We start from the raw sequence: 18940 nt of genomic DNA on the forward strand, positions 1-18940 counted from the left end.
ATGTGAAGGGCGAAGCCCAATGAGTAGGGAGGGAATGAATGTCGGTTGGTGATAGCCAAAACATTCCTCCCTATGCTATAATAAGAACAAACGTTCCCTTGAGGTGAAATATATGCTTGTAAACAAGGCATTCAAGTTTCGCATCTACCCAAACAAAAAACAAATTGAACTGATTAACAAAACTATTGGCTGTTCAAGATTTGTATACAATTTCTTTCTTGGCAAGCAAAAAGAAAAAGATGCTTACTGGTATATCGTAGAAGAAATGAGGCAAAACGGTCAGCTCCAAGCGAATAACTGGAAAGGAAAATTCTTCAACAAATATGAAACAGTGAAATCACTTCCTGAACTAAAGAAAAATTACTCATTTTTGAAAGAAGTCGATAGTATTGCTTTGCAAAAATCAGTAGAAATTTTAGCTGATTCCTATATTCGCTCCTACAAAAAGCAAAACAAACAACCTCGATTTAAGTCAAAAAAGAATCCAGTGCAATCTTATACAACAAAGTATACAAACGGAAATATAGCTGTCATAGACAATTACATCAAACTTCCCAAACTAGGGAACGTCCGTTTTGCAAAAAGTCGTGAAGTCGAAGGTCGTATGATAAGTGCCACGATCAGGAGAAATTCCTCTGGCAAATATTTTGTTTCTTTAGCTACTGAATCGGAAGTAAAAGAATGGCCTAAAACCAATTCAGCCATTGGAATTGATGTCGGACTGAAGGATTTCGCTATTCTTTCGAATGGAACGATTTACTCTAATCCGAAGTTTTTTCGTTCATTAGAAGAAAAATTGGTCCATGCACAAAAAGTTATGAGTAGACGAACGATAGGTGGTGAGAACTGGTATATAGCCAAAAGAAAAGTCGCTCGTATTCATGAGAAGATTGCGAATGCAAGAAAAGATTATCTGAACAAGATTTCTACCGAAATTGTCAAAAACCACGACATTATTGGAATGGAAGACTTGTCAGTATCGAGCATGTTAAAGAACCACCATCTTGCCAAAGCAATCAGCGAAGTATCTTGGTCACAATTCAAAAGCATGATTGAATACAAGGCGAAATGGTACGGTAGACAAGTAGTAACCGTTTCAAAAAACTTCGCTAGTAGTCAGCTTTGTTCTTGTTGTGGCTATAAAAATAAAGACGTTAAAAATCTCGGATTACGTGAATGGGAATGCCCTAAATGTCATACCCATCATAATCGAGATATTAACGCAGGAATCAATCTTAAAAACGAAGCATTAAGACTTCTAACCGCAGGGACTGCGGGGATAGCCTAATAAATAACTGGTGGATACACTGGTGTTCTTAGGAATCCTCTTCTTCAAACAACCCGTATGGGTGTTAAGGAGGGGTAGTTCAACACATAAGGGGGTCGCTTTCATGGAAAGAATCGCAAGTATCGAACGGAATACTAATGAAACGCAAATACAATTGAGATTAGAAGTAGATGGTGAAGGTCAGTCTAATCTTGAAACGGGTGTCCCGTTCATGAGCCATATGCTTGATTTATTCACGAAGCATGGTCAATTTAATCTGACTGTCAATGCCAATGGGGATACCGAAGTCGATGATCACCATACAACAGAAGATATCGGGATATGTTTAGGACAGGCACTTCGTGAAGCCCTGGGAGACAAGCGCGGCATTAAGCGCTACGGAAATGCCTTTGTACCAATGGATGAAGCGTTGGCACAGGTAGCCGTCGACCTCAGTAACCGTCCTCATCTCGAAATGCGGGCAGAATTTCCGGGACAAAAGGTTGGTACCTTCGACACCGAGCTTGTTCATGAATTTCTATGGAAGCTTGCCTTAGAGGCGCGGATGAATCTTCATGTCATTGTTCATTACGGGAAAAATACACACCATATGATCGAAGCCGTCTTTAAAGCACTCGGACGTGCCCTCGACGAAGCTACCACCATCGACCCGCGTATCAAAGGCGTACCATCGACCAAAGGGATGCTCTAAGATAGGAAAAGTAGTGGTGTCAGGCACCATTCAAGATTGGTGTCAGGCACCAGGATAATGCACCAGGAAAGGGATGTTTTCGATGATTGGCATTGTTGATTATGGGATGGGGAATTTATTCAGCGTGAGTAAAGCACTTGAGCGACTCGGTGCTGAATATTTTATTTCCGCCAATAAGAAGGATTTGCTTCAAGCTGATGGATTGATTCTTCCTGGGGTTGGTTCCTTTCGAGATGCGATGGAACGCCTGCCAGTGGAGACCATCAAGGAATTTGTGGCAACGGGTAAACCGCTTCTTGGTATTTGCCTTGGGATGCAGCTGTTGTTTGAGCAAAGTGAGGAAAATGGTCCAACGAAAGGGTTAGGATTGCTACCGGGAAATGTTCGCCGCTTTCCAGGCCGAACACCAGAAGGCGAAACGTACAAAGTTCCGCATATGGGCTGGAACCGGCTTGAATTCGTCAACGAATCGCCTCTTTTAAACAATGTAGAAGAGGATTATGTGTATTTCGTCCATTCCTATTATGTGGATGCAACAAACAGCGATGTTTTGCTGGCAAAGACTGATTACCACGAACAAGTATCAGCAGTTGTTGGCAGGGACAATGTGATGGGGATGCAATTTCATCCGGAAAAAAGCAGCAAGCTTGGGATGGCCCTTCTCAATAATTTTTTACAAATGGTGGAGGAAAGGAAGGCAGTTCGATGAGCTTAACAATTTATCCTGCAATTGATATGCGGGGAGGCAATTGTGTCCGTCTTCTTCAAGGAGACTATAATCAAGAAACGGTTTACGGGAACTCGCCCTTTGATATGGCCAAAAGTTTTGCTGCTGACGGTGCCGAGTGGATTCATATGGTCGACCTTGACGGGGCAAAGGATGGCAAGCGTGTCAATGACCGGTTTGTGATTGAAGCCGCGCAAAAGTTACAGGTTAACATTCAAATTGGCGGCGGCATTCGTTCCGAAGAGGACATCGTCCACTATCTTGAAAATGGGGTCGACCGGGTTATCATTGGAAGTATTGCAGTCTCGAAGCCGGAGTTTGCAATTGAGATGATTAAGAAATACGGTGGAAAAATTGCCGTGGGGATTGATGCGAAAAATGGCTATGTGGCGACACATGGCTGGCTGGATACCTCCGAGCTAAAGGCAGTCGACCTCGGCAAGCGTTTCGCCGAAGCCGGTGCAGAGACGTTTATTTTTACCGATATTGCCACGGACGGAACGCTTGCGGGGCCGAATATTGCGGCTGTATGTGAAATGGCTGAAGTAACTGGAAAAAATGTAATTGCTTCAGGCGGGGTTAGCAGTCTGGCCGATTTAAAAGCAATCGCTGCAAATAGAATTCAAGGTGCGATCGTTGGGAAAGCACTATACGAAAATCGATTTTCGCTGAAGGAAGCATTAGCATTGGCTGGCGTATGATACAGGCGTTTACATAGTATTCCCTGCAAAAAGAGGCATTGGAAGGTGAGAATGTATGACATTAACGAAACGAATTATTCCCTGCCTTGATGTAAAGGACGGACGAGTGGTAAAGGGCATTCAATTTGTCCAGCTGCGCGATGCAGGCGACCCGGTTGAATTGGCACGGTTTTACGATGAACAAGGCGCAGACGAGCTAGTTTTCCTAGATATCTCTGCATCAGTTGAAGGCAGGAAAACGATGGAGGACGTCGTCAAGGCAGTTGCCTCCCAGTTAGCGATTCCGTTTACGGTAGGTGGGGGCATTAATGCTTTGGAGGATATGAAAAGAATTCTGCGTGCCGGGGCGGATAAGGTCTCACTGAATACAGCAGCCGTCTTGAATCCAGAGCTGATCAAGGAAGGCGCCGGCTACTTTGGTTCGCAGTGCATCGTCGTAGCCATTGATGCGAAATTTGATGATACGGTTGGGACGTGGCGCGTATTTACGCATGGCGGTCGGACACCTACTGATAAACTAGTCATCGAATGGGCAGTCGAAGCGGCTAAGCTCGGTGCAGGTGAAATTTTATTAACAAGTATGGACAGTGACGGCGAGAAGAATGGATTTGATCTAGAACTGACCAAGGCAGTGAGTGAAGCTGTTCCGATACCAGTCATTGCATCGGGTGGGGCAGGAAATTCAGTACACTTTGAAGAAGCATTTTTAGCAGGGAAGGCAGATGCTGCCCTGGCTGCGTCTATTTTTCACTATAAAGAGACTTCAGTTCATGAAGTAAAAAACTATCTACGGGAAAAAGGAGTGACGGTTCGATGAATGTACGATTTGATGAAAAAGGCTTAGTGCCAGCCATTATCCAGGATGCCGGGACGAAAGAAGTGTTAACACTCGCATATATGAACGAGGAATCACTTGCGAAAACGATTGAAACGGGAGAAACCTGGCTTTTCAGCCGTTCGCGTCAGGAATTATGGCATAAAGGAGCAACAAGCGGTAATACACAAACGGTTGTCAGCATCAACTATGACTGTGATCAAGATGCATTATTAGTGCTTGTTTATCCAAAAGGACCAGCCTGCCATACGGGTGCAGTTAGTTGTTTTTCAGAACGAAGCTATACTGGAACATCCAGCCTAGCGGACTATCAAATCTTACAATCGCTTGAAAAAGTGATCGTCGATCGTGAACAGGAGCGTCCGGAAGGGGCCTACACTACCTACCTTTTTGAAAAAGGCGTCGATAAAATTTTGAAAAAAGTCGGCGAAGAAGCGGCGGAAGTGATTATTGCTGCCAAGAACCGTGACGCTGAGGAGTTAAGGTGGGAAGCAGCCGATTTACTTTATCACTTGCAGGTATTGCTGGTCGAACAAGGCCTTCCATTCAAAGAAGTTTTACGGACATTAGAAGAGAGACACAAGGACCGGTCGTAAATTGACTGGTTTTATTTATTGTATAGGAAATTATAAAATATTAAATTGTAGATAAATTGATTTAGTCTCTTTGAATCCAGCTCCAGCGCCCAACGGCTAGTGTCCTTCGCTCTCCGCCCTACGATAAGTCAACATCGAATCGCCTCCGGCTCTTCGTGTTTCCTTTATCTCAGTTGGAGCGCTCCAGGCCATACGCCGCTGAACGGGCGCTTGCGCCTTTTGTTCTTTTGAAACGGCATGGAAGGAAAATAGAGTGCTAATTAAACAAAGTGAACATTAATTATACGAAAGTTAGCACTAATTTTACAAAACTGAGCTCTTATTTTACAAAACACACCGATAATTATACGAAATTTTGATTAATTCAACAAAAATTGTAAAAATATTACCAGTCCTCCAAATCTACCTAACTCAAGGTAAATCTCTCCCTTACTATCCCTTCTCGAATAACTCCCAATTGTGGTATACTACATTAGTTATGTTAAAAATTGTGGAGGGCTTCATGGGTAAAGACGCGAAAGCAAGACTGCATATGGGAAAATTACTTACATTTGTTCCTACGGGGGAATATTATTTCACGAAGGGTTTAAAGGCATTCCATCGACGTGATTTTATCAAAGCAAAAAAATATCTTGGGCGAGCGATGCAGCTTGAGCCGGGTGAACCGATGATTATATGCCAGTTGGCGATTGTGTCAACAGAACTTGGCGAGTTTGAAAATTCCAACCGGCTCTTGCACCTCATCCTTGAAGAACTAGATCAAGAAATGGTGGAATGCCATTACTTTTTGGCGAATAATTATGCCCATATGGGATTTTTTAAAGATGCTTATCACCACGCCAAGCTGTATTTACAGCTGGATCCGGATGGTGATTTCAGCGAAGATACAGAGGATTTGCTTGATGTGCTAACATTTGAGGCTGAAGATCTGGAGGATGACCTCTATCAGCAGGATGACTTAATCGTCAAACAAGAACAAGCGCGTGACCTGCTTGAGTCAGGATACTTTCCGAAAGCAATCGAACTTCTCAAAGATGTTGTGAAAGATTATCCGGAGTACTGGTCGGCGTACAATAACTTGGCACTCGCTTATTTTTATTTAGGAAAAACGGAAAAGGCTGAATCGATTTTAGACGATGTATTGGAGCGAAATCCCGGAAATCTTCATGCCTTATGTAATCGGCTGGTATTTGCCCATTATCAGGGTCAAGCAAAGAATGTTGCCGGGTTAACAGAAATATTGAAGAAAATCCAGCCGCTTCTCAGTGAGCAGAAATTTAAGATTGGTGCCTCATTTGCTTTAGTGGGAGAATATGAACTCGCCTATTTATGGCTGAAAAAATTATATAAACATGGTTTTGATGGGGACGGTCCATTTTACTATTGGCTTTCACATTCGGCCTATTTCACAGGCAATGAAAACTTTGCAAGAAGTATTTGGAAAAAGGTGCTGGAGCTTAATCCGGACAAAGAAGGCTCGGAACCATGGAATAAAGAAGATGCACTGCCTACCGGTTTTGAAGACCTTTCAGGATCTATTTTTCAAAAACTAGACAGTGACTATGTGGAAGAGCGCCTATTCGCCCTGTTCTTAACAACCGTTTCAAGTAAAAAGGAAGAAATCATGACTTCCAAGCGGCTGTTTCAAAATCAAAAATTTACGTCTTTAGAAAAGGAATATATTTCACTTATTCGGTCGGGTAAACCATCAAAGACTGCTGAAGCACAGGAAATTGCCGAGCTTTTTTATGAGAATTATCAACCGATTGGAACGGTAGAGGCCGGTTTATACCTCATGTGGTTTTCCGTATATGTCGAGGTTTCGAAAGACAAACTACAATTGAAAAATAAACATGCCTGGGCTGGAGCGGTCGAGTATATGTGGCATAAGCTGCGCAGTGAAAAAGTTTCCCAGCAGGAGATTGCCGATCGATACGGTATTTCCTCAGCGACCATTGGTAAGTATGTAAAAATAGTGAATAACTATTTAAATTAAGCATATTGGTGGACGATAAAACGATTGTTATATACGATTAAGTAAGGGAACAATATACTTAATCGTATTTTTAATTTTATGGCTAGCTGCAGCGCCTAGGGGCTCGAGGTCATAAGCCAATCCGTCGAGAAGGTTAAAGAACAACCTTCCCGCCGGCTCGTCTTATGCTTGTCGCCCCTGCCCAAGGCGCTTCCGCTTTTCTAATTAAGGAGTGACAAGTTATGTCTGAAGATAAAATTTATGACATCATTATCGCCGGTGCTGGTCCTGCGGGGATGACAGCGGCTGTTTATACATCTAGAGCAAACCTTTCAACACTAATGATTGAGCGCGGGATGCCGGGTGGTCAAATGGCTAATACCGAAGACGTTGAGAATTATCCCGGCTTTGAAAGTATTTTAGGCCCGGACTTATCAACGAAGATGTTTGAACATGCGAAAAAGTTTGGTGCGGAATACGCCTATGGCGATATTAAGGAAATTATTGATCATGGCGACTATAAAATTGTCGTGGCCGGTTCCAAACAATATAAAGCCTACGCTGTAATCATTACAACTGGTGCAGAGTATAAGAAAATTGGCGTTCCAGGTGAAAAAGAGCTGGGCGGACGCGGCGTATCCTATTGTGCGGTTTGTGACGGGGCTTTCTTTAAAGAAAGAGAACTCTTTGTCATCGGTGGCGGGGATTCGGCTGTCGAAGAAGGTGTGTACTTGACCCGCTTCGCTTCGAAAGTAACGATCGTCCATCGCCGAAGCGAGCTTCGTGCGCAAAAAATCCTCCAAGACCGTGCGTTTGCTAATGAGAAAGTAGATTTCATTTGGAATCACACGATCAAGTCGATTAATGACAAAGATGGTAAAGTCGGCAGTGTGACATTAGTTTCCACTGAAAATGGTGAAGAACAAGTTCTGCCTGCTGATGGAGTGTTTATATATATCGGCATGGTGCCGCTATCGAAACCATTTATGAGCCTAGGTATTACCAATGAAAACGGCTATATTGAAACGAATGACCGTATGGAGACGAAGGTACCGGGAATTTATGCAGCCGGGGATATTCGTGAAAAAACATTGCGCCAAATTGTAACGGCAACCGGTGATGGCAGTATTGCCGCTCAAAGTGCCCAGCATTTTGTCGAAGAGCTTAAGGAAGAACTGAAACAAAAGAGCAGCAAATAGAAAAAAGCGATGTTTACAAAAACGTAACTATGTTTTAATTCTTCTGTAACAAAAGCGCAATATTTTTAGGGTATGATAAGAGCAGTAATTGACCCCCTTTAAAAATATATTCCTTTCATGCACAGGCCCGTAGCCTGTGCTATTTTTTTAGGCTGGTCAGCCTGTCCGTGTTTTTTTAAAAAAGTATGTTAGGAATGGTAATAAACTTAATAATAATTAACCGAAATATCAACTTTGTTTCATTGTGACTGTATCCTAAAAATAGTATAATAATAAGAATGAATTTAAAGTTATAGTAGGATATTTAGCATTACCGCTCCTAAGGTCGAATGCGACTCTTTATCAAGAACCCCGTGAACGGCTAAATAGCGTATGCTTTATAAAGAGGGTGAATGTTGTGCAGCGTGTCACCAATTGTGTATTGATCAGAGACGAAAAAATATTGTTGCTGCAAAAACCGCGACGCGGCTGGTGGGTAGCTCCCGGTGGAAAAATGGAGCCGGGCGAATCGGTTCGAGACTCTTGCATCAGGGAATACCGCGAAGAAACGGGAATCTATTTAAAAAATCCGCAGCTAAAAGGGATTTTCACAATGATTATGAAGGAAAACGACCAACTTGTTTCCGAGTGGATGATGTTTTCATTTGTAGCAACGGATTCAGATGGTATCGATTTAGACGAATCCGAAGAAGGTAAGCTAGAATGGCAAATGATTGACCAATTAAAAAATTTGCCAATGGCTGCCGGCGATTATCATATTCTTGATTACATGATTCACGGAAAAGGAATCATTTACGGTACTTTTACTTATACAAAAGACTTTCAACTAATCAGTTATCGATTAGATCCAAGCTAACTTATAGGAGGAATTATTAATGAGTACCGGTGCTGCAAGTGACATCCAAATGGTCATTATTACGGGAATGTCTGGTGCGGGAAAAACTGTGGCCATTCAGAGTTTTGAAGATTTAGGATTCTTCTGTGTTGATAATTTACCTCCAACACTCCTTCCAAAATTCCTTGAACTTATGAAGGAGTCCGGGAATAAGATGAATAAAGTTGCCCTTGTGATGGACCTGCGTGGAAGAGAATTCTTTGAACATTTATTTAAAGGATTAGATGAACTGGCCGAAACCTCATGGGTAACTCCGCAGATATTATTTCTAGATGCAGATGATGCGACATTAGTGCGCAGATATAAAGAGACTCGGAGGTCGCATCCATTAGCACCAACAGGACTGCCGCTTGAAGGAATTACACTTGAACGCGAGCTCCTGGAAGAATTAAAAGGCAGGGCACAATTAATTTACAACACTTCCCAGATGAAACCACGGGAACTTCGTGAGAAAATATTAACGGAATTTACGGCGAATAAACAATCAATCTTCACAGTCAATGTCATGTCATTTGGCTTTAAGTATGGAATTCCTATTGATGCGGATCTAGTGTTTGATGTGCGTTTCTTGCCGAATCCTCATTATATCGAGCATATGAGACCGAAAACAGGACTCGATGAGGATGTTTCTAGTTATGTATTAAAATGGAATGAAACGCATAAGTTTTTGGAAAAGGTAACGGACCTGCTTTCCTTCATGCTTCCGCATTATAAAAGAGAAGGCAAGGCACAGTTAGTGATTGCGATTGGCTGTACAGGCGGCCAGCATCGTTCGGTTACATTAGCTGAATATCTAGGTAAATTTTTCCAAAGCGATTATAAGACATGTATTTCTCATCGTGACATTGAGAGGAGAAAGGAAAAAACAACATGAGCATTTACGGACAGCCTCGAATTGTCGTCATTGGCGGGGGAACAGGGTTACCGGTTTTATTGCGTGGATTAAAACAGTATCCTGTGGATATTACCGCCATTGTGACAGTCGCGGATGACGGCGGCAGCTCTGGGCGCTTGCGTGAGGATCTTCATATCCCTCCTCCTGGAGACATTCGCAATGTGTTAGCATCCTTATCGGATGTAGAGCCGCTCGTTGAAGAAATGTTTCAACATCGCTTTAAAACGTCCAATGAACTTTCCGGACACTCGCTTGGAAATTTAATCTTAGCAGCAATGACTTCCATTACGGGAAATTTTGTCCATGCGATTCAGGAAATGAGCAAGATCTTAAATGTTCACGGGAAGGTCCTGCCTGCTGCCAATCAGAGTGTTGTTCTTCATGCTGAAATGGAGGACGGGACGATTGTCTCAGGTGAATCAAAAATTCCCTACTCTGGAAAAAGGATTAAAAAGGTGTTTATGACACCGGAAAATATTCGTCCGATACCAGAAACCCTTCAAGCAATCCGTCAGGCTGATTTGATCATCATTGGGCCAGGAAGCCTATATACAAGTATTCTTCCAAATTTGCTTGTCCCGAAAATTGGAGATGAGCTATGCCGGTCACAAGCAAAGAAAGTATATATTTGTAATTTGATGACCCAAGCTGGGGAAACTCATGGCTTTACCGCAAGTGACCATGTGAAGGCCCTATATGATCATATGAGCTGTGCATTTATTAATACGATTCTTGTAAATAATGAAGAGATTCCACAGGATATTCAGCTCCGCTATAATGAAGAGCTGGCTGACCCTGTTCTATATGACCTTCCGCGCCTGTTTGAATTAGGGCTTGAGGTAGTTCATGCGGATATCGCTTACCAGGAAAATGGGGCACTAAGACATGATCCGAAAAAGGTCGCAAAAATTTTATATAATTTGCTTTTAATTGAAACCAAAAAGCGTTATGAAACGTAAATATAGTACTTACTAAAAAAGTACGAGTTTGTAAAAGGGGGTGAAGGGATGTCTTTCGCTTCGGAAACGAAAAAAGAATTAACCAACTTGGAAGTAAAAACCTGCTGCATTCAGGCAGAACTATCAGCTTTAATCCGGATGAATGGTTCCCTTTCATTCTCAAGTCGTAAGTTAGTTGTTGATATTCAAACTGAAAATGCCGCGATCGCTCGAAGGATTTATACATTATTAAAAAAGAGTTACGATGTCCAAGTCGAGCTGCTTGTTCGGAAAAAGATGCGTCTGAAAAAGAACAACGTCTATATTGTCCGATTATCACAGCGGGCACGGGAAATTCTCGAGGATACAAAAATTATTGGTGAGGGTTTTACGATTATCCATAATATAGCACCGGAACTCATTAAGAAGAAATGTTGTAAGCGTTCTTATCTCCGCGGTGCATTTCTAGCCGGCGGTTCCGTCAATAATCCGGAAACATCTTCTTATCATTTAGAAATTGCTTCGCTTTATAAAGAACATAATGATTCTTTATGCGAATTAATGAATACATTTGAACTAAATAGCAAAACACTTGAGCGTAAAAAAGGATATATTACCTATCTCAAAGAAGCGGAGAAAATCACCGAGTATTTAAATATTATTGGAGCGCATAACGCCCTGCTTCGCTTTGAAGATGTACGAATTGTCCGAGATATGCGGAATTCTGTTAATCGTCTGGTAAACTGTGAAACCGCCAATCTTAATAAAACAATCGGTGCTTCGATTAGGCAAGTTGAAAATATCCGTTACATCAATGCTACGGTCGGGCTGCAAATTTTACCGGAAAAATTGAGGGAAATTGCAGAACTCCGCTTGAATTATACAGATGTTACCCTGAAGGAATTGGGGGAAATGGTTTCCGGTGGTACCATCAGCAAATCCGGGATTAATCATCGGCTGCGTAAAATTGATGCGATTGCTGAGAAATTGCGCTCGGGGGATGTCATTACTCGGTAGTAGCGAATGCTAAGGTGCAATAACCCTTTTAAAGGATCACATGTGAAAGAGATAACATGTATCGAATGAAGAGTGACCCTTAGATCATAATATGAACAAAGATCCAAGAAAAATAGAGTAAAAACCATGAGGAGGAATTGTGTAATGTTAGTGAAACAAGTGGAAGTAAAATTAAAAACGGGTCTTCAAGCACGACCGGCAGCTCTTTTTGTTCAGGAAGCCAACCGGTTTTCTGCAGATATTTTCCTGGAAAAGGACGGCAAGAAAGTAAATGCAAAAAGCATTATGGGCTTAATGAGCCTTGCCGTTGGCTCGGGTGTCATGATTGATATCGTCGCTGATGGCGATGATGAAGCATCTGCGATTGAAGCGTTAGCAGATTTTATCCAAAAAGAACATTAATGAGAAAAGAGGGCCGGAACCAATTGGAACCGGCTTTTTGGGTTACAAAAAAAGCAATCGGTTAAATGCCGATTGCTTCTGCTTTTATTATTTATTATTTATTTTTATTCTTCTCGTCTTCGATTAGATTACGAGTGATAATGTGGTCAATTAGACCGTATTCTTTTGCACGTTCTGCAGTCATGAAGTTGTCGCGGTCTGTATCTTTACCGATGACTTCAAGCGACTGTCCAGTACGCTCTGCTAAAATACCATTTAATTTTTCACGAAGGAAAAGGATCCGTTTTGCAGCAATCTCGATTTCAGTTGCTTGCCCTTGAGCACCACCTAGTGGTTGGTGAATCATGACCTCAGCATTTGGAAGCGCATAACGCTTGCCTTTTTCACCCGCAGCAAGTAAGAATGCACCCATGGATGCTGCCATACCGATACAGATGGTTTGGACCTTTGGTTTGATGAATTGCATCGTATCATAAATCGCCATACCTGCAGTGATACTGCCGCCTGGGCTGTTGATATAGAGCGAAATATCTTTTTCAGGGTTATCCGCTTCTAGGAATAATAATTGTGCGACAATGCTGTTAGCCACATGGTCATCGATCGCACTGCCAAGCATAATAATCCGGTCTTTTAAAAGACGGGAATAGATGTCATAGGCACGCTCGCCCCGATTTGTTTGTTCAATAACTGTAGGGATTAAATTCATTTTTCTTCCTCCTTTGATTGTAAAGAATAAAGTATTATGTATAGTTATCATACACTGATGGTCAATAAAGGTCAAACAATACCTCTCTAAAACTGTTCGACAACTTTCCATCATTCAGCATAACCATTCTTGTCTTTTTTAAACCAATTCTTTACTTGCAATATGAGGGAAACTGGCATATAATATGTAAGTCGCAACAAATTAGCGCTCGTGGTGCAACGGATAGCACGCAAGCCTCCGAAGCTTGAAATGCAGGTTCGATTCCTGCCGAGCGCATCAGAAAAGTTATCACTACGTTTTTTTACGTAGTGATATTTTTTTTGCACATTTTCAAAAAAATGATTGCCAGTGTATTGTTGTCGAAAAATTCGCAACTGAATAAAAAACATTATACAGGAATAATTATTTAAAGAATCATTGCTTTTTTAAAATATCGAAATATTAGGAAAAGTTGCTAAAAAACCTTGACACTTGATGGCAATTTTTTTAAAATTTCAATGCAGACTGCAGTCTCCTATATTAAATTGATAAAAAAACAGAGGTAGTTTTGTGCAAAAAAAGAGCAGATCTATTTAATTGTACTACATTAAGAAAATAATCATAAAGGAGGGGTAAAATGAAAGCGGTTGTATTAAGAGAATTAGGAGGTCCAAACCTGCTCAAATATGAGGAGGTAGAATTGCCTAAATTGGAATCGAATGAAGTATTGGTTCGTTTGAAATACGCGAGCCTTAATAGAAGGGATGTTTGGATTACTTTTGGAAAGTATCCCGGGTTAAAACTTCCCTCTATCTTAGGAGCAGATGGTACAGGGGAAGTGGTTGCCATTGGAGATAAGGTGGAAGGAGTTAAATTGGGCAGCCATGCAGTAATCAATCCGGCACTAAATTGGGGAGAGAATCCAGATTTCAACGGGCCGAACTTTTCTATATTAGGGATGCCTACTGATGGAACGTATGCCCAATATGTTGCTGTCCCTTGTGAAAATGTATCTGAAAAACCCAACTACCTTTCCTGGGAGGAAGCTGCTGCTTTGCCCTTGGCAGGATTAACCGCCTATCGGGCATTATTTACCAGAGGGGGTCTAAAAAAGGGAGAAACCGTTCTAATTCCGGGAATCGGGAGCGGAGTAGCATTGTTTGCTCTTCAGATGGCTGTCGCAAAAGGGGCAAGGGTATTTGTAACATCCAGTAGTGGTGAAAAAATTGAAAAGGCCAAACAACTTGGCGCTTCGGGAGGAGTTAACTATCGCTCAGATCAATGGGTAAAAGAATTGAAAAAGGTGATGGGGGGTGCTGACTTGATTATTGATGGAACAGGTGGAGAAAATTTCATCAACTTGATTAATCTAGCTAAGCCAGCAGGGCGAATTGTCAATTTCGGTGCAACAACAGGACCCGTTCCGCATTTGGTCCTCCCGAGGATATTCTTTAAGCATTTAGATATAAGAGGGACTACGATGGGCAACCCTCATGAATTTCAGCAAATGCTTCAATTATTTGACGAGCATCAATTACATCCTGTCATTGATCAATGCTTTCCGCTTTGTGAAGCAACACAAGCACAAAGGTATATGGAGAAAGGTCAACATTTCGGCAAGATTTTATTGGAGATTCCTTGAGGAAAGGAATAAATTCATTCATCCTAAGACTGTAACTGAATAAAGACAAAAAAATTATTTTAATAAAACATTAGATTTGGAAGCAGAAAAAACCTGCTTCTTTTTTTATTTATTCCTCTTGTTTCTCCTACATGCAAAATCTAAAAAATCCAAAATTCAATTCAAATGTTCTGATAATACTATCGCAGACCGTAGTCCCCTATGTATCCTTAAAAATTATGACTTCAAGCCCTCAATGATAGTACGCATTAATTTCCGGGTTTCAAGAATTAAATCTAAATCATCGGGACTAATGCACCAATCAAAAAGTGTCCCACGCATGCATCGCATAATTAAGATCGATATCTCATTGGCGGAAAGATCTTCTTTAATTTCGCCTGATTTCTGTCCTTCCGTTACAAACTGATTGATGATATTAGGTAGGACTCGCTTTTGATCCATAAAATAATTATGATCCGGTGATGCGTTGGTATATAAGGTATGGAACAGTTCCTTTCCCCAACAATCCCTAAGAAAAATCATTTGAGATTCAGAAAAAAGCATCAATTTTTCTGTTGCACTCTTTTCCTCTGGGAGTGACTGAGTCAATTCTAAATAAAACTCATCAATCTCCTTAAATTTTTCCAAGAAAATTTCGTATTTTGATTTGAAATGTGTGTAAAATGCACCTTTTGAAGTACCACTTAGTTTGACGATCTCATCAACTGTGGTTTTGTCAAAAGGTTTTTTACTAAAAAGAAATAATGCAGTCTCTAAAATCTTTTTTCGAGTTTGTCTTGCTTTTATTTTTCGAGGGGTTATACCTGACATCTTATAAATCTCCTTAAGTATACTTAAACAATTTTTGTTGTTGGTCCTTTAGTAGGTAATTTTAACATAAATGAATCAATATTTGAAATTAAGAAAGAAGTTTTTTCTCTCGAAGGAGGGAAAACACGCCTAAAATTCCGACTTGAAAAAATTATCAAAATACATTGACGAATGAAAGCGCTTAAATTAAAATAAATTCACAGACCATAGTCCGGGACCACAGTCAGGGACTACAGTCCTAAGAAGATTGGTATTTTTCTTCAAAATGGCTGGCCAGCCTCATAAGTTACAGCAAAATTGTTATTAACTTATCTTTTAGGGAGGAAAGCAAACAATGAGAAAAACGGTAATTGTTAGTGCGGCAAGAACCCCGTTTGGTAAATTTGGCGGTGCTTTAAAGGACATGCAGGCTGTAGAGCTTGGTGGAATCGCAATTAGAGAAGCTTTGGTTCGGGCAGGCATTGAAGGGGACCAGGTTGACGAAGTGATCATGGGAATGGTTCTCCAGGGTGGTGCAAAGCAGATTCCATCAAGGCAAGCTGCCAGAAAAGCGGGATTACCTTGGGAGGTCCAGACAGAAACGATTAATAAAGTCTGTGCTTCCGGACTTCGTAGTGTTACACTCGCGGATCAAATCATTCGTGCCAATGATGCGGATGTTATTGTTGCTGGCGGGATGGAGAGCATGAGCAATGCACCGTATCTATTGCCGAATGTTCGTTGGGGTTTACGAATGGGGGATGGAAAAGCGACTGATTTAATACTGAATGATGGGCTTACTGATGCCTTCGATGGGTTACATATGGCTGTTCATGGCAGCAAGGTTGCCGCTGAGTATGAGATATCACGTGAAGCGCAGGATAGCTGGGCATTGCGAAGTCAGCAACGTGCCATTGAGGCGATGAAAAACGGCAATTTTGACGAAGAGATTGTGCCCGTGCTACTGACTCAACGTAAGGGTGAACCGATAGTAATTGATAAAGATGAAGCACCGCGTGAAACAACCATTGAACAATTACAAAAGTTACCTCCCGTGTTCACAAAAGATGGTTCTATAACCGCCGGAAATGCTCCGGGATTAAATGATGGGGCTGGGGCAATGGTCTTGATGTCAGATGAGAAAGCTGCACAGCAAGGAATAAAACCGATAGCCACAATCCTTGGTCATGCCGCTGTTGGACAAGAGGCGCCTTATATCGCCACAACCCCGGGCCTTGCCATTAACAAGCTTTTAAAGAAAACAGGATATACAATCGATCAGATTGATTTGTTTGAGGTCAATGAAGCATTTGCTGCTGTCACACTAACAAGTGAAAAAATTGCCGGATATGATCTTGAGAAGGTAAACGTAAATGGCGGCGCAATTGCATTCGGCCATCCGATTGGCGCAAGTGGAGCGCGTATTATCATGACGCTGGTTTATGAACTGCAACGTCGTGGCGGTGGCCTTGGCATTGCGGCAATTTGCTCGGGAGCAGCTCAAGGTGACGCAATTCTTGTGGAAGTGCGATAGATAAATAATTTATAAGAGGTTGAAGAAATAGGGAGGTAGAACGATGGAAATTAAATCATTTATGGTGATTGGTGCAGGACAGATGGGAAGCGGCATTGCCCAGGTAGCAGCACAAGCCGGGCTGCAGGTGATTCTCCATGACATTAAAGAAGAATTTGTAAATCGTGGTCTTGGCATCATCACAAAAAATTTATCCAGAGATGTTGAAAAAGGGAGAAAAACAGAAGCTGAGAAGCAGGCAATCCTTGATCGCATTCAGCCTTCTACGAGTCTATCAAATGCCAAGTTTGCCGATTTTGTCGTGGAAGCTGCTGTAGAAAATATGGAAGTCAAAACACAAATTTTTAAAAAGTTGGATGAGATAGCTCCTCCACACGCCATTTTAGCAAGCAACACATCTTCTCTTCCAATTACAGAAATTGCGGCTGTGACGAACCGGCCAGAGAAGGTAATTGGTATGCATTTTATGAATCCGGTGCCTGTCATGAAACTAATTGAAATTATCCGAGGTTTGGCTACATCCGATGAAACCTATCAGATTGTGGCTGAATTGTCTGAAAATATGAAGAAAATTGCAGTTGAAGTAAATGACTTTCCGGGTTTTGTTTCGAACCGTGTGTTAATGCCGATGATTAATGAAGCTGTTTACTGTTTATATGAAGGAGTAGCAACTGCTGAATCAATTGATGAAGTAATGAAACTAGGTATGAACCATCCAATGGGACCATTAACCTTGGCTGATTTTATCGGTCTTGATACTTGCCTTTATATAATGGAAGTTCTCTATGAAGGGTTCGCTGATTCGAAATATCGTCCGTGCCCATTGCTTCGTAAATACGTAAAAGCAGGATGGCTGGGACGTAAATCAGGTCGTGGGTTCTACCAATACGAATAACAGAAGAAAAATAGGACAATGAGAGGCAGGAGAAAAATTATGTGTATGGATTTTACAGAAGAGCAAGAAATGATGCGAAAAATGGTGCGGGATTTTGCCCAAAAGGAAATTGCCCCATTTGTTGAACGAATGGAAGAGACGGATGAATATCCATTAGAAATTATCCGGAAGATGGGTGAATATGGACTGTTGGGCATCCCTATTCCAACTGAGTATGGCGGAGTAGGTGCAGATTTCACATCCTACATACTGACGATTAATGAGATTGCCAAAGTCAGCGCCACAGTCGGTGTAATCTTATCGGTCCACACCTCCGTGGGCACCAATCCGATCCTTTATTTTGGGACGGAAGAACAAAAGCAAAAATATATTCCGAAACTGGCATCTGGTGAGTACATAGGCGCTTTCGCGTTAACAGAGCCTAATGCGGGGTCGGATGCAGGAAAAATCCGGACAAGTGCAGTGAAAAAAGGCGACAAATATATACTAAACGGATCCAAGATCTTTATTACAAATGGTGGAATGGCAGATACATATGTGACATTTGCCGTAACCAATCCTGAAGCGGGTTCCAGAGGTATTTCTGCATTTATCGTAGAAAAAGATACCCCTGGGTTCTCCGTTGGGAAAAAAGAAAGGAAAATGGGATTACACGGTTCTAGCACAACAGAATTAATTTTTGACAATGCGGAAGTTCCAGTTGGAAATCTGTTGGGGCAAGAAGGTGAAGGTTTTAAAATTGCAATGGCTAACCTCGATGCAGGTCGGATTGGCATCGCTGCACAAGGGCTTGGAATAGCCGAAGCAGCTCTGGAATCCTCCATCCAATATGCGCAGGAGAGGATTCAGTTTGGCAAACCAATCGCGGCCAACCAGGGGATATCCTTTAAAATTGCTGACATGGCCACTGAGGTAGAAGCTGCAAAACTATTAGTCTATCGGGCAGCCCAGCTTCGCAGCCGCGGCATTAAATGTGGTAAGGAAGCTTCAATGGCCAAGCGATTTAGTACGGATACAGCCATGAAGACAGCAACAGAAGCGGTCCAAATTTTCGGAGGCTATGGCTACACGAAGGACTATCCGGTTGAAAGATTATTCCGCGACGCAAAAATAACACAAATCTATGAAGGAACGAATGAAATTCAAAGAGTGGTTATTTCAAAATATCTTTTAGATGATAAAAATAAAACAACGCAAAACATTCCTAGGAAAAAGGAACCTGTCACAGTATAAAAT

19 protein-coding genes and 1 tRNA gene are annotated in these 18940 nt (G+C 41.7%); 18 read left to right on the plus strand and 2 right to left on the minus strand.

Going from position 1 to position 18940, the window contains the following annotated elements; genetic code table 11:
* Positions 1 to 112: 112 nt before the first annotated feature.
* The 13 genes from tnpB to RCG22_RS19150 all read left to right on the plus strand — a co-directional run bounded on the left by tnpB (position 113) and on the right by RCG22_RS19150 (position 12159).
* Positions 113 to 1288, plus strand: a complete 1176-nt coding sequence (gene tnpB / locus RCG22_RS19090; protein WP_308104251.1) for an IS200/IS605 family element RNA-guided endonuclease TnpB — start codon at positions 113 to 115, stop codon at positions 1286 to 1288.
* A gap of 103 nt (positions 1289 to 1391) precedes the next feature.
* A complete protein-coding gene (gene hisB / locus RCG22_RS19095) occupies positions 1392 to 1979 on the plus strand; it encodes an imidazoleglycerol-phosphate dehydratase HisB (RefSeq protein ID WP_308104253.1) in 588 nt (195 codons plus the stop codon).
* 82 nt (positions 1980 to 2061) lie between these two features.
* Complete coding sequence (hisH, locus tag RCG22_RS19100; protein ID WP_308104254.1) at positions 2062 to 2688, plus strand: imidazole glycerol phosphate synthase subunit HisH; 627 nt, start codon at positions 2062 to 2064, stop codon at positions 2686 to 2688.
* Positions 2685 to 3407, plus strand: a complete 723-nt coding sequence (gene hisA / locus RCG22_RS19105) for a 1-(5-phosphoribosyl)-5-[(5-phosphoribosylamino)methylideneamino]imidazole-4-carboxamide isomerase (RefSeq protein WP_308104255.1) — start codon at positions 2685 to 2687, stop codon at positions 3405 to 3407. Before hisH ends, hisA begins: the two co-directional genes overlap by 4 nt.
* Positions 3408 to 3462: 55 nt before the next feature.
* The gene (gene hisF, locus RCG22_RS19110; protein WP_308104256.1) at positions 3463 to 4224 is read left to right on the plus strand and encodes an imidazole glycerol phosphate synthase subunit HisF; all 762 of its coding nucleotides are present in this window, start codon (positions 3463 to 3465) and stop codon (positions 4222 to 4224) included.
* Entirely contained in the window at positions 4221 to 4838 is a 618-nt protein-coding gene (gene hisIE / locus RCG22_RS19115; RefSeq protein ID WP_308104257.1) for a bifunctional phosphoribosyl-AMP cyclohydrolase/phosphoribosyl-ATP diphosphatase HisIE, read from the plus strand. Before hisF ends, hisIE begins: the two co-directional genes overlap by 4 nt.
* 502 nt (positions 4839 to 5340) lie before the next feature.
* Positions 5341 to 6834 (plus strand): tetratricopeptide repeat protein, encoded by a 1494-nt coding sequence (locus RCG22_RS19120; protein ID WP_308104258.1) that lies wholly within the window; start codon positions 5341 to 5343, stop codon positions 6832 to 6834.
* Positions 6835 to 7055: 221 nt separating this feature from the next.
* The gene (trxB, locus tag RCG22_RS19125; protein ID WP_098260037.1) at positions 7056 to 8012 is read left to right on the plus strand and encodes a thioredoxin-disulfide reductase; all 957 of its coding nucleotides are present in this window, start codon (positions 7056 to 7058) and stop codon (positions 8010 to 8012) included.
* A 397-nt stretch (positions 8013 to 8409) separates the two neighbouring features.
* Positions 8410 to 8868 (plus strand): NUDIX hydrolase, encoded by a 459-nt coding sequence (locus RCG22_RS19130; RefSeq protein ID WP_098260036.1) that lies wholly within the window; start codon positions 8410 to 8412, stop codon positions 8866 to 8868.
* A 19-nt stretch (positions 8869 to 8887) separates the two neighbouring features.
* On the plus strand, positions 8888 to 9781 hold the full coding sequence (gene rapZ / locus RCG22_RS19135; protein WP_098260035.1) for an RNase adapter RapZ: 894 nt from the start codon (positions 8888 to 8890) through the stop codon (positions 9779 to 9781).
* Positions 9778 to 10761: a gluconeogenesis factor YvcK family protein gene (locus tag RCG22_RS19140; protein ID WP_308104260.1), complete on the plus strand. Its 984-nt coding sequence runs from the start codon at positions 9778 to 9780 to the stop codon at positions 10759 to 10761. Before rapZ ends, RCG22_RS19140 begins: the two co-directional genes overlap by 4 nt.
* A gap of 48 nt (positions 10762 to 10809) precedes the next feature.
* Entirely contained in the window at positions 10810 to 11757 is a 948-nt protein-coding gene (whiA, locus tag RCG22_RS19145; protein WP_098260034.1) for a DNA-binding protein WhiA, read from the plus strand.
* Positions 11758 to 11901: 144 nt separating this feature from the next.
* Complete coding sequence (locus RCG22_RS19150; RefSeq protein WP_066258757.1) at positions 11902 to 12159, plus strand: HPr family phosphocarrier protein; 258 nt, start codon at positions 11902 to 11904, stop codon at positions 12157 to 12159.
* Between the two features lie 94 nt (positions 12160 to 12253).
* Here RCG22_RS19150 and clpP read toward each other — a convergent pair whose 3' ends face one another.
* Positions 12254 to 12865 carry an ATP-dependent Clp endopeptidase proteolytic subunit ClpP gene (gene clpP / locus RCG22_RS19155; protein ID WP_098260033.1) on the minus strand — a complete coding sequence of 204 codons (612 nt, stop codon included), beginning with the start codon at positions 12863 to 12865 and terminating at the stop codon, positions 12254 to 12256.
* A 204-nt stretch (positions 12866 to 13069) separates the two neighbouring features.
* Between clpP and RCG22_RS19160 the strand changes: the two genes are divergently transcribed.
* Together RCG22_RS19160 and RCG22_RS19165 are read left to right on the plus strand one after the other, a co-directional pair.
* Positions 13070 to 13141, plus strand: a tRNA-Arg gene (locus tag RCG22_RS19160).
* A 340-nt stretch (positions 13142 to 13481) separates the two neighbouring features.
* Positions 13482 to 14486: a quinone oxidoreductase family protein gene (locus RCG22_RS19165; RefSeq protein WP_308104261.1), complete on the plus strand. Its 1005-nt coding sequence runs from the start codon at positions 13482 to 13484 to the stop codon at positions 14484 to 14486.
* 216 nt (positions 14487 to 14702) lie between these two features.
* Here RCG22_RS19165 and RCG22_RS19170 read toward each other — a convergent pair whose 3' ends face one another.
* Positions 14703 to 15296, minus strand: coding sequence for a TetR/AcrR family transcriptional regulator (locus RCG22_RS19170; RefSeq protein WP_308104262.1), 594 nt, complete (start codon positions 15294 to 15296; stop codon positions 14703 to 14705).
* 334 nt (positions 15297 to 15630) lie between these two features.
* On the opposite strand from RCG22_RS19170, the gene RCG22_RS19175 reads away from it, so the two are divergent.
* The 3 genes from RCG22_RS19175 to RCG22_RS19185 are packed head-to-tail and all read left to right on the plus strand — an operon-like array spanning position 15631 to position 18937.
* Positions 15631 to 16809, plus strand: a complete 1179-nt coding sequence (locus tag RCG22_RS19175) for an acetyl-CoA C-acetyltransferase (protein WP_308104263.1) — start codon at positions 15631 to 15633, stop codon at positions 16807 to 16809.
* A gap of 43 nt (positions 16810 to 16852) precedes the next feature.
* Positions 16853 to 17704 (plus strand): 3-hydroxybutyryl-CoA dehydrogenase, encoded by an 852-nt coding sequence (locus RCG22_RS19180; protein ID WP_308104264.1) that lies wholly within the window; start codon positions 16853 to 16855, stop codon positions 17702 to 17704.
* A 45-nt stretch (positions 17705 to 17749) separates the two neighbouring features.
* Positions 17750 to 18937 (plus strand): acyl-CoA dehydrogenase, encoded by a 1188-nt coding sequence (locus tag RCG22_RS19185; RefSeq protein ID WP_308107205.1) that lies wholly within the window; start codon positions 17750 to 17752, stop codon positions 18935 to 18937.
* Positions 18938 to 18940: the final 3 nt, after the last annotated feature.

The sequence above is a fragment of the Neobacillus nitrireducens genome, from assembly GCF_030915405.1.
Taxonomy (GTDB): domain Bacteria; phylum Bacillota; class Bacilli; order Bacillales; family Cytobacillaceae; genus Neobacillus.

What these genes read in the sequence shown, in the direction of transcription:
- hisB (WP_308104253.1), top strand. Translation starts at nt 1,392, where the DNA reads ATGGAAAGAATCGCAAGTATCGAACGGAATACTAATGAAACGCAAATA.
- hisH (WP_308104254.1), top strand. Translation starts at nt 2,062, where the DNA reads ATGATTGGCATTGTTGATTATGGGATGGGGAATTTATTCAGCGTGAGT.
- whiA (WP_098260034.1), top strand. Translation starts at nt 10,810, where the DNA reads ATGTCTTTCGCTTCGGAAACGAAAAAAGAATTAACCAACTTGGAAGTA.
- clpP (WP_098260033.1), bottom strand. Translation starts at nt 12,865, where the DNA reads ATGAATTTAATCCCTACAGTTATTGAACAAACAAATCGGGGCGAGCGT.
- RCG22_RS19120 (WP_308104258.1), top strand. Translation starts at nt 5,341, where the DNA reads ATGGGTAAAGACGCGAAAGCAAGACTGCATATGGGAAAATTACTTACA.
- RCG22_RS19185 (WP_308107205.1), top strand. Translation starts at nt 17,750, where the DNA reads ATGGATTTTACAGAAGAGCAAGAAATGATGCGAAAAATGGTGCGGGAT.
- RCG22_RS19150 (WP_066258757.1), top strand. Translation starts at nt 11,902, where the DNA reads ATGTTAGTGAAACAAGTGGAAGTAAAATTAAAAACGGGTCTTCAAGCA.
- trxB (WP_098260037.1), top strand. Translation starts at nt 7,056, where the DNA reads ATGTCTGAAGATAAAATTTATGACATCATTATCGCCGGTGCTGGTCCT.
- RCG22_RS19140 (WP_308104260.1), top strand. Translation starts at nt 9,778, where the DNA reads ATGAGCATTTACGGACAGCCTCGAATTGTCGTCATTGGCGGGGGAACA.
- RCG22_RS19180 (WP_308104264.1), top strand. Translation starts at nt 16,853, where the DNA reads ATGGAAATTAAATCATTTATGGTGATTGGTGCAGGACAGATGGGAAGC.
- hisF (WP_308104256.1), top strand. Translation starts at nt 3,463, where the DNA reads ATGACATTAACGAAACGAATTATTCCCTGCCTTGATGTAAAGGACGGA.
- hisA (WP_308104255.1), top strand. Translation starts at nt 2,685, where the DNA reads ATGAGCTTAACAATTTATCCTGCAATTGATATGCGGGGAGGCAATTGT.
- tnpB (WP_308104251.1), top strand. Translation starts at nt 113, where the DNA reads ATGCTTGTAAACAAGGCATTCAAGTTTCGCATCTACCCAAACAAAAAA.
- rapZ (WP_098260035.1), top strand. Translation starts at nt 8,888, where the DNA reads ATGAGTACCGGTGCTGCAAGTGACATCCAAATGGTCATTATTACGGGA.
- RCG22_RS19170 (WP_308104262.1), bottom strand. Translation starts at nt 15,296, where the DNA reads ATGTCAGGTATAACCCCTCGAAAAATAAAAGCAAGACAAACTCGAAAA.
- hisIE (WP_308104257.1), top strand. Translation starts at nt 4,221, where the DNA reads ATGAATGTACGATTTGATGAAAAAGGCTTAGTGCCAGCCATTATCCAG.
- RCG22_RS19165 (WP_308104261.1), top strand. Translation starts at nt 13,482, where the DNA reads ATGAAAGCGGTTGTATTAAGAGAATTAGGAGGTCCAAACCTGCTCAAA.
- RCG22_RS19175 (WP_308104263.1), top strand. Translation starts at nt 15,631, where the DNA reads ATGAGAAAAACGGTAATTGTTAGTGCGGCAAGAACCCCGTTTGGTAAA.